The organism is Olleya sp. Ti.3.14, from assembly GCF_038154885.1.
Taxonomy (GTDB): Bacteria; Bacteroidota; Bacteroidia; order Flavobacteriales; family Flavobacteriaceae; genus Olleya.
Map to the genome: position 1 here is coordinate 772,215 of NZ_JBAKAO010000001.1, position 14,343 is coordinate 786,557.

Annotated in this window: 16 protein-coding genes; 7 read left to right on the forward strand and 9 right to left on the reverse strand. The window is 30.4% G+C overall.

Features of this window, described 5'->3' with window-relative positions; all coding sequences use genetic code 11:
• The first annotated feature begins 99 nt into the window (after positions 1-99).
• A complete protein-coding gene (locus V6251_RS03575; protein ID WP_341587064.1) occupies positions 100-1,281 on the forward strand; it encodes an LETM1-related biofilm-associated protein in 1,182 nt (393 codons plus the stop codon).
• Positions 1,282-1,284: 3 nt separating this feature from the next.
• On the opposite strand, the gene V6251_RS03580 is transcribed toward V6251_RS03575, so the two are convergent.
• The 4 genes from V6251_RS03580 to V6251_RS03595 are packed head-to-tail and all read right to left on the reverse strand — an operon-like array spanning position 1,285 to position 4,434.
• Complete coding sequence (locus V6251_RS03580) at positions 1,285-2,040, reverse strand: LytR/AlgR family response regulator transcription factor (protein WP_341587065.1); 756 nt, start codon at positions 2,038-2,040, stop codon at positions 1,285-1,287.
• A gap of 59 nt (positions 2,041-2,099) precedes the next feature.
• Positions 2,100-2,447, reverse strand: coding sequence for a 2TM domain-containing protein (locus V6251_RS03585; RefSeq protein ID WP_028281701.1), 348 nt, complete (start codon positions 2,445-2,447; stop codon positions 2,100-2,102).
• An 11-nt stretch (positions 2,448-2,458) separates the two neighbouring features.
• On the reverse strand, positions 2,459-3,805 hold the full coding sequence (locus tag V6251_RS03590; RefSeq protein WP_341587066.1) for a 2TM domain-containing protein: 1,347 nt from the start codon (positions 3,803-3,805) through the stop codon (positions 2,459-2,461).
• A 2-nt stretch (positions 3,806-3,807) separates the two neighbouring features.
• Complete coding sequence (locus V6251_RS03595; RefSeq protein WP_341587067.1) at positions 3,808-4,434, reverse strand: hypothetical protein; 627 nt, start codon at positions 4,432-4,434, stop codon at positions 3,808-3,810.
• A gap of 265 nt (positions 4,435-4,699) precedes the next feature.
• Between V6251_RS03595 and V6251_RS03600 the strand changes: the two genes are divergently transcribed.
• A complete protein-coding gene (locus V6251_RS03600; protein WP_341587068.1) occupies positions 4,700-6,544 on the forward strand; it encodes a hypothetical protein in 1,845 nt (614 codons plus the stop codon).
• Positions 6,545-6,583: 39 nt separating this feature from the next.
• Positions 6,584-7,090 (forward strand): 3'-5' exonuclease, encoded by a 507-nt coding sequence (locus V6251_RS03605; protein WP_341587069.1) that lies wholly within the window; start codon positions 6,584-6,586, stop codon positions 7,088-7,090.
• Positions 7,091-7,104: 14 nt separating this feature from the next.
• On the opposite strand, the gene V6251_RS03610 is transcribed toward V6251_RS03605, so the two are convergent.
• The 3 genes from V6251_RS03610 to V6251_RS03620 all read right to left on the reverse strand — a co-directional run bounded on the left by V6251_RS03610 (position 7,105) and on the right by V6251_RS03620 (position 10,246).
• Positions 7,105-7,392, reverse strand: a complete 288-nt coding sequence (locus tag V6251_RS03610) for a hypothetical protein (RefSeq protein WP_341587070.1) — start codon at positions 7,390-7,392, stop codon at positions 7,105-7,107.
• 105 nt (positions 7,393-7,497) lie between these two features.
• Positions 7,498-8,004 (reverse strand): hypothetical protein, encoded by a 507-nt coding sequence (locus tag V6251_RS03615; protein WP_341587071.1) that lies wholly within the window; start codon positions 8,002-8,004, stop codon positions 7,498-7,500.
• Positions 8,005-8,092: 88 nt separating this feature from the next.
• Entirely contained in the window at positions 8,093-10,246 is a 2,154-nt protein-coding gene (locus tag V6251_RS03620) for a TonB-dependent receptor (protein ID WP_341587072.1), read from the reverse strand.
• Positions 10,247-10,514: 268 nt separating this feature from the next.
• Between V6251_RS03620 and V6251_RS03625 the strand changes: the two genes are divergently transcribed.
• The 3 genes from V6251_RS03625 to V6251_RS03635 are packed head-to-tail and all read left to right on the forward strand — an operon-like array spanning position 10,515 to position 12,106.
• A complete protein-coding gene (locus V6251_RS03625; RefSeq protein WP_028281693.1) occupies positions 10,515-11,009 on the forward strand; it encodes an RNA polymerase sigma factor in 495 nt (164 codons plus the stop codon).
• Positions 11,010-11,012: 3 nt separating this feature from the next.
• The gene (locus V6251_RS03630; protein ID WP_341587073.1) at positions 11,013-11,645 is read left to right on the forward strand and encodes a hypothetical protein; all 633 of its coding nucleotides are present in this window, start codon (positions 11,013-11,015) and stop codon (positions 11,643-11,645) included.
• The gene (locus tag V6251_RS03635) at positions 11,645-12,106 is read left to right on the forward strand and encodes a hypothetical protein (RefSeq protein WP_341587074.1); all 462 of its coding nucleotides are present in this window, start codon (positions 11,645-11,647) and stop codon (positions 12,104-12,106) included. The genes V6251_RS03630 and V6251_RS03635 overlap by 1 nt, the downstream gene beginning before the upstream one ends.
• Before the next feature lie 11 nt (positions 12,107-12,117).
• On the opposite strand, the gene V6251_RS03640 is transcribed toward V6251_RS03635, so the two are convergent.
• Both V6251_RS03640 and V6251_RS03645 read right to left on the reverse strand, forming a co-directional pair.
• Positions 12,118-12,921, reverse strand: a complete 804-nt coding sequence (locus V6251_RS03640; RefSeq protein WP_145002248.1) for a lysophospholipid acyltransferase family protein — start codon at positions 12,919-12,921, stop codon at positions 12,118-12,120.
• A gap of 47 nt (positions 12,922-12,968) precedes the next feature.
• Positions 12,969-13,610, reverse strand: a complete 642-nt coding sequence (locus V6251_RS03645; RefSeq protein WP_145002250.1) for an NUDIX hydrolase — start codon at positions 13,608-13,610, stop codon at positions 12,969-12,971.
• A gap of 7 nt (positions 13,611-13,617) precedes the next feature.
• Here V6251_RS03645 and V6251_RS03650 point away from each other — a divergent pair, with 7 nt between their 5' ends.
• Positions 13,618-14,304 carry a peptidylprolyl isomerase gene (locus tag V6251_RS03650; RefSeq protein WP_341587075.1) on the forward strand — a complete coding sequence of 229 codons (687 nt, stop codon included), beginning with the start codon at positions 13,618-13,620 and terminating at the stop codon, positions 14,302-14,304.
• Positions 14,305-14,343 lie beyond the last annotated feature (39 nt).

Consider the following 14,343-nt stretch of genomic DNA (forward strand, 5'->3'; position numbering starts at 1 on the left):
ACTTTTGTAATGTTGGTTTTATAAATTTTCTGTAAAAGAGAAAAAAAGACATAAAATAATTTTAAAAAAGTATCTTTGGCACCATAATTAAATAGAACCATGAACCCATCTGCTTCAGGCTGGATTAAAAAACTTATAAACGAGCTAAAACCTTATGAGCTCTTTAAAGACAACGACTTAGAAGTGTATTACAGACACTTTAGAGATTGCGGTTTTATATATGGAAGTAATGTAACTGTAGTAAATAATTGGATTAAAAACAAAGATTATAGTTCTGACGAAATTTGTAAAATAAATTTGGTTATTGCCTTACTTATTGCCTACACAAACCATAATACAGCTAACGATTTTTATACCGAAGTTGCCAATTTTTATAATACGATTAATAAAGAAAGAGTCTCCTTTTTACAAGGCATTATTGGATCAAAGGATGTAAAAGATCAGGCAGAACGTATTATAAATAAACGTGTCCAAATTGACGACAACCTAATAGACAAAAGTTTTAATTACTTTATAACTAATGCTTTGTTATTTGTTGACGTATTAGCTTTTAGAACTTATTTAAAAACGGGAACAGTTGATGATGATGTTATTAAACAATATGAAGCTATTATAGAAAGTATAGTTTTAAACACCTTACATAGTAAAAAAGTAAAATCCGATTACGATAAAAGTTTAATCAACCTATTTGAGCAATCTTTACGTTACCAACGCGATAGTGTATTATTATTTAGTGAAGCTACCAACTTAGTGGACACCAATTTATTTGCACGCTACTGTTTGGATTTAGCTGCTATGGCTACATGGACTGATGCTAAATTAGATAATGAAGAAGAATCGTTTTTAAATACTTTAGGCGAAAAACTTAACCTAACACAGCATCAAACAGATGAAGCTTCAAAAACTATTGAAGACTTTTACAAAAACTACCGAGAAAAAGTTCCGCTTTTAGGCTCTAAAAATATTGTAAAAACGTTTTATGACAACTCTACCAACATGGTATTAAAGTTAATTAAACGCAATAGCAAAAAACTAACCCAAGAACTTTTAGAAAGTAAAGAGTTGCTAATTTTATTAACACAGTCTACAGTAAGAGATTTAACTAAGGACGAACAAAAAAAAGTGCAAGACCAGCTTTTAGATGTTTTTAAATCTATACCTAGTTTAGCTATTTTTATATTACCTGGTGGTGCACTACTGTTGCCTTTAGTCGTTAAATTTATCCCTAAATTACTACCAAGTGCTTTTGATGATAATAGGATTGAAGATGAAGAAGAGTAACCACTACTCCAACCAATCTTTAAAATCCTTTACACGCTCTCTGGCTACAATAACCTCATCTTCATTAAAGTTATTAAGTTTAATTTGTAAACGCGAATTGGTATAGCTTATAATGTCTTTAATAGCATTAATGTTTATATAAAATTTTCGATTTATTCTAAAAAAGGTTTCTGGTTCTAGTTCGTTTTCTAAAGCTTCAAGGGTTGTGTCTAAAAGGTAATTTCGACCTTCAGTCGTGTATAAATAGGTTCCTTTGTTTTCGCTGTAAAAGCATTCGACATCATCAATGTTTACCAATTTTAAATGTTGTCCTACTTTAACAGAAAATCGTTTTTTGTAAACCCTATCAATTGGATTAACTAATAGTTTTTTGATATCCTCAAAATCTAAGGCGATGTTAGTTTTCTGCGGAAGCCTAGTTTTATATTTTGCAACAGCAGTTTCTAAATCCTCATCATCAATAGGTTTTAATAAGTAATCAATACTGTTTAACTTAAACGCTTGCAAAGCATATTCGTCATAAGCAGTTGTAAAAATAATAGCCGACTTTACCTCAACTTGATCAAAGATTTCAAAAGACAACCCATCGCTAAGCTGTATGTCTAAAAATATTAAATCAGGATGTGGATTGGTATTAAACCATTGGATAGCTTCTTCTACGGAATGCAACATCGTTTCGGTAGTAATATCAATACTTTCTAGCATACGTTTTAAACGTCTTGCAGATGGTTTTTCGTCTTCAATAATTATCACTTTCATTGGTACTATAATTTGGTTGGTTAGTTGATATTAAGTGTTGTATGATGATTAATAACTAGTTATTCCCAACGTTTATTTTCTTTTTCTTTGTTCATGTATTTTTCAATTTTACGTTGTTCCCAGTTTTTACCAAACAAATAATCTGTCCCAAAAACACCTAAAAAATGAAATATTAAACCTATTCCCCAAAATATTGGAGTAGACCAAACAGCCATACTTAAAAACGGTTGCCCAGATTGCTTATATATTAGTAACATTATAAAAATATTAACCACAATGTAGATTGCAAAATGCCAATAAAAGCCAACAATTTTTTCTACTTTTTTCTTTGCTCTTAAGTAAGCTTCTTCTTTTTCATATCTAGCCTGTTGGTTTTCTTCTAAATACGTATCAATATCATTTTTCATTGTAATATATTTTAGCTCCAACGTTGTTGGTTATCTTCTTCCATAAACTTTTTAATCTTTTTGTCTTCCCAAGATTTACCTAACACACCATCGTTTACAAAGACTTTATAAGCATGAAATGATAGTCCAACTGCCCAACCAAACATTGGAAAGAAAAACCATTTATAATCCCAACTGGTTTTATAGTTTATAAATATTAAAAATGGGATGACTATACAATATGAAATTAGGTTGTAATAAAATTCTTTTAACTCTTCCACATGTTTACGTGCTCTTACATAAGAGTCGTCTAATTGTTGTTTTGGTATTGGTTTCATAACTGATACTTCTTTACTTAGCATAGGTATTGCCACTAAAAAACTAGCTGTATTCTGGCTAATACTTACGCGTTTATTGGTTAATAATTGGTAGCGTTGTTTGATGTTTTCTAATCCTACACCACTACTCTTTTTTACTATTTGTTTAGGTTGTAAATTGTTTTCTACAACTAGGTTTTGATCGGTTTCATAAATTTTAATATGTAACGGTTTACTGCTAGTTACAATATTATGTTTTACTGCATTTTCTAGCAATAGCTGCAATGCTAGTGGTACGACTTTACTTTCTGCATCCTTAGCTTGATCTGGTATATCAAAAATAATACTGTCTTCAAATCGCATTTTAAGCAAAGACATATAGGTTTTAGCAAATTGCAACTCTTCATCAACGGTTACTAATTCTTTGTTTTTTTGCTCTAAAACGTAACGGTAAACCTTAGATAAACTAGTGGTAAACTTTTGAGCGCTATTTGGGTTTTCTTCAATTAAACTAGTTAATACATTTAAGCTATTAAACAAAAAATGAGGATCCAATTGGTTTTTTAATGCATCAAACTTTGCGCTTGCAGTACCTGCAATTACTTTTTGTTCTTTTACTTTATTTTCTTGTAAATGTTTTAAGTAAAAAAAGATGTAATATCCAGCAGTTACTGTAATAGCTATAGTTAACGAAAACCAATAATACACTAACTTATCTTCTTTTAAAAAGTCCATTAACGCTCCACCATATATGACAACATTAATAAATAATCTTAAAAAGAATATTGCAACAACAGAGATTACAATGGAAGCTAAAGCAGCAAGAATTAAGTTTTTAAGTTTAAACAGATTGTCTTTATGCTTTTGCAACATATAAGTCACAAAATAAGCATTGGACAAGTGCAACACTACAGCATACATTTGATTATAAATAAAATCTAATAGTAACTCTTGATTGGCTTGTATAGTAGAACCGTTAAGATACATAATCACGATTCTTACAAAAAACACAAGTACACCTACTATAAATGCTTTACCTAATTCTTTTATAAATTTTGACATTATTATTCGTTACAATCTTTAGTTAATTGTTCTGCACGCTCTTGTCCCCAATTTGGATCAAAAGCTGTTTCTGGTTTAAAGTTAGCAAAAAGTTGCAGAGATTTTTCTATTTGCTCACAAAATGGCTTGGTATCTTTTCCAAAATACTTGGCAGTTCCCATATCCCATTCTGCCTTACTTAACATAACCCTTGGATTATCAGGAGCTAATTTATAAGCTTGTGCGTATAGTGCATTAATTTTACCTGACAAGGTCATACCATACGTCGCACCATCGCTAACCACATAAACCATATGTAACATGGCTTGTAATACCATAATTTCGGGATTATCTTTAGATATTGCTTTGGCATCATCCACAAAACCCTGTGCTTTTTTTAACTGAGCCTCTAAAACATCCTTTTGCTTTAGTTTAGAAAATCCATCCAAGATTAATACTTGTGCTGCATAATAGGATGGCAACCAATTGTCTGTTTCAGCAGTTGCAATACGCTCAAACATATTTGAGGCTTGCGCGATTTCACCTTGTTTCCAAAGCTCAAATGCTTTGTTCATTCCGCTTTCATAAGTGGTTTGTGCTTGTAGCATACTTGATACTAATAATGCTATAATAATGGCTAGTTTATACATTTTAAAGTGTTTTATTGTTACAGGACAAATATCTTGTATAAACCCATCTTTTAAAAAAGAGAATCACCCAACTGTTATTTTTGTAGGCTGAATTGTAATGGGTGTAATTTACGTAGTTCTACGTATTTTATATAATAGCTTATAGTTGTAAGTTTATACTTTAAGATAAGGTTAAATGAGGTTACGGTTTCCCGTAATCTTTTTTGGTAAAAAAAGCTTTGTTTTGAGATAAGAAAGTAAAGTTTTAACCTCAGTTACCATAATTATGAAATTAGAAAACATATTAGACAAAATGGGTTCGATAGAAAAGAACTCGTTTATTAAGATAATAGATACCATTATATCTAAAAATCCTAAGCAAATAAAAGAGATTAACACAATTCTAAGTTCTACAGACAAAGGGTTAAAATCTGTAGACAATCAAAATATATCGAAGATTTTTGCATTAACTGAAAATGAATTTCAAGAATATATTAAATGTGAATTTCAAGAAATCACTTCTCAATTAGATATTTTAATTGATATAATTATTAGAGATGGTAACTGTATAATGAAACAAGATTGGTTTTCCCGTCTTTACGAAACTGAAGTCAAGCAATTAAAAACTAAAATTAAAGGATTAAATGCAGATTTTGAAGATGATAAATCTGAATTGAGTATTCTTAGAAAAAGAGATTACAAAATCTACAAATCCTGTTTACATACAGCGTATAATAATGACATAGCTAATAATAGAGAAGCAAAAGTTTCTTCGGATGAACTTTCAATCATACTGACACTTTCAAAACAACTTGGACTTTCTCAAGAAGAAATTAAATTAATAAATTACTCTATTCTACCAATCAAAAAGCTTGATATACAAGATGTAATTAAAGGGTTGAAAAATATTGGTGTTATCTTTTTTTCAAATAAAGAAAACACTATTTATGTTGCTGATGAAATGGTCAGAATATTAAGAAATATAAGAGAAAAAGAAGTTGGCGAAAAATTTTACAGAAGAACATTAAAATTATTAAGAGAACCAATCATAAATCAAATTTGTAAAGACCATAATATCGATAGAAAGCTTAATTACTCTGAAAAAATTGAAGAAATAATTAAAGAAGGCGTCTCTTTTACAAATCTACTTTTAGAAGGGATTTACAAAACAGGAAGTACCTTAACCGAAAAGAAAAAAACCTTAAACGAACTGTGTGAAAAAGGTTTAAATATAAGTAGTTTAAAAGGAAGCACTTTGGATGAAAAAATAAGCAGTTTAATCGAATATTTTGATAATGTTGAACGTGATGAAAAAGTTGGTATTTCGTTAGATGGATTTGATAAGTTATTATCAGAGTTAAATCAGTCATTACCTAAATTAAATAAACAAATAAAGGATCAATTTGAATTACAAGAAGAGTATGTTTTAAAAGCAGACTTTTTATTAGATTATAATATTAAACCTAGAGACATTTTAGATTTAATTGTCAAAGATGATTTGACTAAGTTTATTAAAGATAATGGAGTTAAACAGCGAGGAGATGACATTTTAAATATTTTAGAACATTACAAAGATGTCGAAAATTTATATTTAGAAAATTATGAAAATGTAGCCTATAGAAACTTAAACTTATTGAAAGAAAATGGAATTATTATTAAGGAAAGTGAATTAGGTCAAAAATTTGAAGAATTAACTAAAACAATGTTCACTAGTTTAGGTTTTAATGCAGATGATATTTTCAAAAATAAATTGAATACCAAAAAGGATATGATGGATATTCTTTTAAACTTAGGTAATGACGAAATCATTATAGTTGAATGTAAAACCAGTAAAGAAAGAGGATACAATAAATTTAGCTCTGTTTCTAGACAACTTAAATCTTATCAAAATTTAGCTCTTAAAAATAATTTAAGAATTGTCAAAATATTACTTGTCGCTCCTGAGTTTAGTGATGATTTTGTTACAGATTGTGAAATGGATACTGAAATGAATTTATCATTGATTACAGCTTCTACTTTATCTAATATCTTCGACTTTTTTAAAACATCCAAATATAAAGAGTTCCCTCATGTGTTATTTAGAGACATTGTCATTAATGAAGAACGCATTTTAAAAGCTTTGAGTAAATAAATTAAATTATATAATTTAACTTTACACAAAACCTAATACATGACCTTTGCTGCAATAGATTTTGAAACTGCTAAAAGCCATCATATTTGCTCAGTTGGAATTGTGACGTTTAAAGATGGCGAAATTATTGAAGAGTTTCATGCTTTAATACAACCTCCAAAAAACGAATACAATTACCATAACATACAAGTACATGGTATTACAGAGGATGACACTAGGTTTTCGCCTAACTTCAAAGCTATTTATCCTGAGATTAAAAAAAGAATTTCGGGAATTACAACTGTAGCTCACAATGAGTCTTTTGACAGAACGGTTTTACTAAAAACGATGAGCGATTATAATATTCCGCATGCTGATTTGGTCATGGAACAGCGTTGGGAATGTACTTTAAAACTATATCGTAGTAAAGGTTATAAACCTGCTAAATTAGATGCTTGTTGTAAAGTGCACAATATTCCTTTAAAGCATCATGATGCTTTGTCAGACGCTAGAGCGTGTGGTAAATTGTTTTTAATTGCTCAGTTTGAGTCTTTACCGTTATTTTAGATTACAAACCATAACTAAGCGCGTGCTTTTTTTATTAATTTAATAACTATAAACACTATTAAGGCTTGCATTAATGCGTTAACTATTACAACCAACCAAAACGAGTTTGTGCTTGATCTATAAATGCCCTGTTCTGGAAACAAGCGATTAAATAAGGTTAATGGAAACGAAATAGCTTCATCAATTAAACGTATTACAATACTATTGGGTTGCAAGACGTGTTCTGATAGATAACTTATAGAAAAACCTAAAGCTATATCTATAATAAATAGAATAATAAATAGTTTGATAAATAATTTCATGTTGCAATTTAGAATAAATTAATAACAAAAAAATAATAGCAAACTGAGTTTTAATTCTGCTTGCTATTATATTATTAGTTTAGGTAATATTTATAAAACTATTAATTATTCTAGATTATAAGTAATCAAGTCACTACATTCTGTCGTGTTTCTAGTTCTGTAATAAGCTATGTTTCTCTCGTCACCTTCTGTAATTACAGAAAAGGTATTATCACAGTGTACTGTAATTAATCGAGTTCCAACTAGGACTTCATTGGTATTATCTACCTCTAAGGTGTAATTATAACTATAACGTCCATCTTCTAAATTTTGCCAAGTTCCGTTAGCAGTTTCAACAGTTGCATAAAACTCGGTAAATGTACCATCATTATTAAATGTTATTAGTATTTCGGAATCATCCAAAACACTTTTAAACCATTGATCAACATAAGTCCATTCTGTTCCTGTCCATTGGTCAATGACAGCTTCAAGATTTTCTGTCCTATACATTTGCCATTCTCCAACGACTTGATTTAGTTCTGCTGAATTATCTGTTGTATCGTCATCACTACTGCAAGACGCTAAACTTATTAGCACTAATACTAGAACAGATTTAAAAAGGATATTTTTCATAGCTATAAAAATTTTAAGTTAGATAGTTTGTAATATAACCATTTAAGACAGATAATTCCTACCTTTTAAAGTATTAATAGTTTATGATTTACAAATTATCCAACTGATTATCTGTACCATTTTCACTAATTGTCCAAAAGAAACCAACAAAGAAAAACTGGTCTGCAGCTGGACGCAAGGCACGACTATTAAACTGACCATTTATATTTGGTGTGTCTGAGTATTGATAACCATTAACATTTGTAAATCCTAAGGCATTATTAACTGAAAAATATAGGATTTTTTGAGGACTTAAAAGGTAAGCCCAATTAACACTTAAACTATTATAAGCTTTTGTTTTTTGATTTAAAAATCCCATCTGATTTGGATCTGTATACGATCGACCAGATGCAAAATTATAACTAAGTCCTACTTGACTTTTCCAACTATCTATCCAATACTTTCCGACTACTGACAGATTATGTGTATTTGCAAAATTTGGTTGTGCAGCTATTGGAAAATTTTTATAATCTCGTTTAGTATCTAACAACGAATAACTTACCCAATAATCAATATTCTTGATGCTTTTATTATCTCTAAAAAACAAATCTAATCCTGTTGCATATCCACTACCAGTGTTATTAAAATTATTATCAAAACTAGTCAAGTCGGTATCATATTTTACTAAATCACTATATTTTTTATAATAGGTTTCTGCTCTAAATATTTTACCGTCTGCATTAAACTGATAATTTAAAATATAATGTTGTGCTTGTTGTGCATTTAGGTTTTGATTAAATTTTAAAATAGCACTATTTGGTTGCTGATAAAAGTTACCATACGCTAATGACAATTGGCTTTTACTACCTGTTTTATAAGCTAAGGATGCTCTTGGAGATAATGTTGCTTGGTCAAATAAAGCACTATACTCTGCACGAAAACCTGCTTTTAATGCTAAATTTTTAGAGAAGAAAATATCAGCCTCAGTATAGGCTGCTGTTAGGTTATTATCATAGCCATAAGTGACGTTATTAATTATTGCATCGTTATAGTCTTCGCTGAATTGCGTCGCAAACTGTTCGGCACCAAAATTTAATTTAAACCGATTACTAATGTGGTGTTTAAGTTTGATTTTTGCGTGTACAGAATTTTCAGTTGACTGAATTTTACTATCTAAAATATTAATTTTTCCTTTTGCGTACGTATAACTCAACCCACTGGCTAATGTCCAATTGCTATTTAAAACTTGGTTATATGAACCGTTAAAATAAAAATTATTGTTATTTAAAGTTAATGGTAAACCATCCTCAAGATTTATATCTTCTTGATTTAAACTAAAATCTGAAGTATCAAATGCACCATAAAGTTTAAGTAATCCATTGTCTGTTTTATGTCTAAAAACCGCTTCTCCAGAAAAGGTTTCGAAGGGTTTTTTCCAATCGTTACGATCATCAAACACTTGCAAATAAGGTGATAAATTAATGTAAGACGCATTAACGCTTAGGCTATTTTTACCCCAAATTTGGGTGTTTCCTAAACTAGCACCAACACTCATGATACCAATATCTGTTTTTTCTTGATCTGGTTGATTAATAGTATTAAGCTCTAATACACTTGATAAAGCTTGTCCATATTCTGCACTATAACCTCCTGTAGAAAATGTAATTCCGTCAAACAAAAACGGAGAATAACGTCCACGTGTTGGGATATTATTAGTTGTTGGTGAGTAAGGTGTAAACACACGAATACCATCAATAAATATTTGTGTCTCTTCTGCATCTCCACCACGTACAAATAAGCGTCCATCTTCTGACACTGTTGTTGTACCTGGAAGTGTTTGTAAAGCACCTACAAAATCGCCTAATGCGCTGGCAGTAGTAACTACATCTAACGGTTTTAATACTGATATTTTACTATTATCTCCTGCTGCAAAGGTACCTGCTGATAGTACCACTGCATCTAAAGTGTTTATATCATCTTTTAAAACTATTTTTAAATCTTGCAAGTCGGTAACTTGTTTAGTAAGTGTTATTGTTTCAAAAGAAACAAAAGAGATAACTAAACTATGCTGTCCTGTATTACTTGTTGTAAAACTAAAACTACCATCTGCCAATGTGCTGGCTCCATCATAAGTGCCTTTTAGGTAGACATTAGCTCCAAGTATGGGTTGTTTGTTTACTTCTGTTACTGTACCAAAAATTGTGGTTTGTGCTTGAGTGATTAAACTGATTAATAGGATTAAAATGGTAATAAAAGGTTTCATAATATTTAGTTCGATTTTTGATTGTTTGATGGTACAAAGATGTTTGGATGACTCTTGATTTAAAATAAAACAATCCCGAAGTGTTGATTTTTAAGGATGAGTTGCGTTAGCGGTTGTAGTGGTATCCTTTTTTTTGCTGCCATATATGGCAAAAAAAAGATTTAAACGGAAAACGCGACCCTTGTGGTAACGCCCAAAAAAATAATTTTAAATTTGTGTAACATCTTTATATTTTTAACTACTAATAGTTAAACCAACCAAATAACCATTGAGTAAACCACTAGAACAAAATTTTGTCGAATTGCTGGAGCAGCATCAAAACATTGTGCATAAAGTTTGTAGACTTTATACCAATAATTATGATGCGCACAATGATTTGTTTCAGGAAATAACCATCCAGTTATGGAAGGCTTTTCCGAAATTTAGAGGTGATAGTAAGTTTAGTACTTGGATGTATCGTGTGGGATTAAATACTGCAATTACGCTATATCGCAAGTCTAAACGGACTATTAATACTCAGCAATTTGATACTGTACAGTTCAAAATTAGTGCTGAAGAGTATGACAGTACAGAAGAGGACCAATTAAAATTATTATATAATGCTGTCCACCAATTAAATGATATTGAAAAAGCATTAGTTTTTTTATATCTAGAGGACAAAAATTATAAAGAAATAAGTGAAACAATGGGTATTACCGAAGTTAATGCTAGAGTGAAAATGAACCGAGTGAAAACTAAATTAAAAACCATTTTAAATCCGTAACCTATGGATGAATTAGAATTATTGAAGAAGGATTGGGTTAAAAGTGATGCTAAATTTGAAAAAAAATCGGCTTCGCAAATCTACCCTATGTTATTAAAAAAGTCTTCTAGTATTGTTAAGACGCTATTTTATATAAGTGTTGCCGAACTAGTTTTTTGGATTGTTATAAACGCGTTACCGTTTGTAATGTCTGATACGTATCGTGCTAAACATGAAGAATTATATAGCAGTAATTTGTTTATAATTTTAAGTGTACTATCCTACGCTATTATTATACTATTTGTTTATTTATTATATAAATCATACAAATCTATATCTGTAACTGATAATGCTAGACGTTTAATGAAAAGCATTATTAAAACTAGAAGGGTAATTAAGTATTATGTGCTGTACAATCTAATTATGGCGTCTGTATCTATGATATTTGGATTTTATTATTCTAGTAAACATGATCCCAAATTAGTTGAAAAAATTGAGCATTTTAATAATACGCAATTTATGGTCATGGTTGGTGTGTTTACTTTAGTGACAGTTATTTTTGTTACTATAATCTGGTTGTTTTATAAATTAATCTATGGTATTTTATTAAAACGATTAAATAGAAACTACAACGAGCTTAAAAAAATAGAAGTATAATGCAGACTTTTGATAACTACATTGCTTTTTTTAAAGGCTTAAAAACTGAATTATCTACAAAAAAGGAACGTCGTATATACGACAACTTTATTAGAGTATTTAACGATTTAAATCTTCGTGATTTTAACGATGCAGAATTAACATCGATACATAATGAGCTGGAGCTAATAAACTTACAATCTGATACAAACACTAAGGTTTTATCTAAAAAATTGCAACAGTTATTAGCTTATTTAAAACAGAAGTTTAATTTAATTACTATTGGTCATTATGCCAACACCTACATGCCAATAGGTATGTGTCTTGGATTAGTGTTTGGTATGGCTTTAGGACCATTAAGCTTAACTTTTGGACTACTAATAGGTATGGTAATTGGTATGGCTTTAGGATCCGAAAAGGACAAAAAAGCAAAAGCTGAAGGTCAGGTTATGGATGTAAAAACATTTGAAAGCTGTATTTAAGCTAACTACTATTACCCTAAAAACTCACGTTGCTTATTAAGTTCTTCTTGAGCTAATAATTCTGCTTGAGGTATCACTTTTAAAAACGATGGATGTTGCTCAATAGCATATTCAATTTGCTCTACAATATCTGCAATAGAGTCGTTTTCGTAATCAATTTTTAAGGGTTCTTTAATCTCAAAAGATTGGTATACATTTTTCTTTTTAATACGTAATCCTTTTTTGTCAAAACTACGTCTAAAACCATCAATTACTATAGGTACGACTATTGGCTTATGACGTTTTATAATGTGCGCTGTTCCTTTACGGATTGGTTTAAAAGGTGTGGTTGTCCCTTGTGGGAATGTAACTACCCAACCATCATCCAATGCTTTTTTAATTGCCGAAATGTCAGACATTTTAACTTGTCTATTAACGTCTTTACCTTCGCTACGCCAAGTACGCTCAATACTAATAGATCCTGTGTAAGCAAATATTTTAGGTAATAATCCAGCCTTCATTGTCTCTTTAGCTGCAACGTAATAAAAATTTAATTTTGGATTCCATAAATAACCCACGTTTTTTATGGTGTCTTGCCTATCACTTAATGCTGCATTAAAGACATGAAACATTGCAATTACATCTGCAAAGTACGTTTGGTGATTAGATATAAATAATACGTTGGTATCTGGTAAGTTTCTTATAATATCAGATCCTTCAATTTGTAACTCATTAAACCCTCTATAACGTCTATGTGTTAAGACACCAAGGATTCTTATCAACCATTTTTTAACAAAAAGTATATGTCCGAAAGGATTTTTTTTAAATAAACCCATAGTTTTATTTTACATTTAGTAAATACAAATATAGAAAAACCTTTACGTTAAAGGGTTGCTTTTAACAAGTCTTTGACTTCGCTAAGCATCATAGCTGTTGCTCCCCAAACCAAATGATTACTCAAATTAAAGGCAGGCACCTCAACCTCAGCACCATAACTAGTCTTAACTTTTTTGGAAGTTAAATTACCATCGCTTAACAAATCCGTTAGATAAACCTCTAACAAATCCTCTACTTCTGTATCTTGTTTAGTAAATATTGGTGTTTGAGAAGCCAATCCAATAAACGGTTGAACATAAAAATTACTTGGCGGAATGTAAACTTGTGTTAGTTTTTTATAGACTGTAACTAATTCTGGATGTACACCAACTTCTTCATGCGTTTCTCTTAATGCTGTATGCATCAAATCCTTATCCTCTAATTCTACTTTTCCACCTGGAAAACCAACTTGTCCAGAATGAACGCCTTTATACGTTTTTCTTAAAATCAAAATAAGTTTAGTTTGCGCTTCCAAATCCGGATAAAACAAGGCTAAAACTGCACTTTGTCTGGCATTTTTGATATTATCGCCTTGTTGCTTGACTAAATCTTGCCTATAAGGTGGCACCATTTTAAGCTGCGATGCTTCGGCTGGCAATGGTATATTTTTTATTTTTGGTAACGCTATGACAAATTCATTAAAATTCATTTTAAAAATGCGCGTATTATTATTGGTTGGTTTTTGTTTAATCTTTCTTAATTGTGAAGATAAACAATCCAAATCTAAATCGACAACAAACTTATCTAAAACAACTATTGACACTATAAAGAAAGACACCACTCCAACGCGTAAATATCCTTACTTGACAGAGGATAACGCAATGGACTTTTTTTTACAATACGAGACTAAAAACAAAGAAAACAAAGTGCGGTTGGTAACAACCATGGGGAATATTGATATTTTATTGCATGACGTTACAAAGTTTCATCGTGCCAATTTTATTTTTCTGACTAAACAAGGTGCGTTTGACAATACGCAATTTCATCGTGTGGTTAAAAACTTTATCATTCAAGGTGGTAATACAGACAATGTAAAAGTTGCTGCCAAACGTGGTAAAATTGGTCACTATCTATTACCAACAGATACCAAACGTGGATTTACACATAAAAGAGGTGTAATCTCTATGCCTAGTAGTGATATCGAAAATCCACATAAATTAGCCTCTCCTTACGAGTTTTTTATTACTCAACAAGATGCGTTTCATTTAGATGGTGACTTTACTATTTTTGGAGAAGTCATCAATGGTTTGGATGTTGTTGATAAGATTAATGCAGTAACTGTTGACGAGTCTGATTGGCCACTTACCAATATCTATATTAAAACAGTCAAAATTCTAGAATAGTGACTTACTTTTAAGTATTTTTAAGCTATAATTAACTAA

Coding starts and splice junctions, on each gene's coding strand:
- V6251_RS03585 (WP_028281701.1), bottom strand. CDS start 2,447: ATGAAAAATGATATTGATACGTATTTAGAAGAAAACCAACAGGCTAGA.
- V6251_RS03575 (WP_341587064.1), top strand. CDS start 100: ATGAACCCATCTGCTTCAGGCTGGATTAAAAAACTTATAAACGAGCTA.
- V6251_RS03580 (WP_341587065.1), bottom strand. CDS start 2,040: ATGAAAGTGATAATTATTGAAGACGAAAAACCATCTGCAAGACGTTTA.
- V6251_RS03620 (WP_341587072.1), bottom strand. CDS start 10,246: ATGAAACCTTTTATTACCATTTTAATCCTATTAATCAGTTTAATCACT.
- V6251_RS03650 (WP_341587075.1), top strand. CDS start 13,618: ATGCGCGTATTATTATTGGTTGGTTTTTGTTTAATCTTTCTTAATTGT.
- V6251_RS03645 (WP_145002250.1), bottom strand. CDS start 13,610: ATGAATTTTAATGAATTTGTCATAGCGTTACCAAAAATAAAAAATATA.
- V6251_RS03595 (WP_341587067.1), bottom strand. CDS start 4,434: ATGTATAAACTAGCCATTATTATAGCATTATTAGTATCAAGTATGCTA.
- V6251_RS03610 (WP_341587070.1), bottom strand. CDS start 7,392: ATGAAATTATTTATCAAACTATTTATTATTCTATTTATTATAGATATA.
- V6251_RS03630 (WP_341587073.1), top strand. CDS start 11,013: ATGGATGAATTAGAATTATTGAAGAAGGATTGGGTTAAAAGTGATGCT.
- V6251_RS03640 (WP_145002248.1), bottom strand. CDS start 12,921: ATGGGTTTATTTAAAAAAAATCCTTTCGGACATATACTTTTTGTTAAA.
- V6251_RS03600 (WP_341587068.1), top strand. CDS start 4,700: ATGAAATTAGAAAACATATTAGACAAAATGGGTTCGATAGAAAAGAAC.
- V6251_RS03615 (WP_341587071.1), bottom strand. CDS start 8,004: ATGAAAAATATCCTTTTTAAATCTGTTCTAGTATTAGTGCTAATAAGT.
- V6251_RS03590 (WP_341587066.1), bottom strand. CDS start 3,805: ATGTCAAAATTTATAAAAGAATTAGGTAAAGCATTTATAGTAGGTGTA.
- V6251_RS03635 (WP_341587074.1), top strand. CDS start 11,645: ATGCAGACTTTTGATAACTACATTGCTTTTTTTAAAGGCTTAAAAACT.
- V6251_RS03605 (WP_341587069.1), top strand. CDS start 6,584: ATGACCTTTGCTGCAATAGATTTTGAAACTGCTAAAAGCCATCATATT.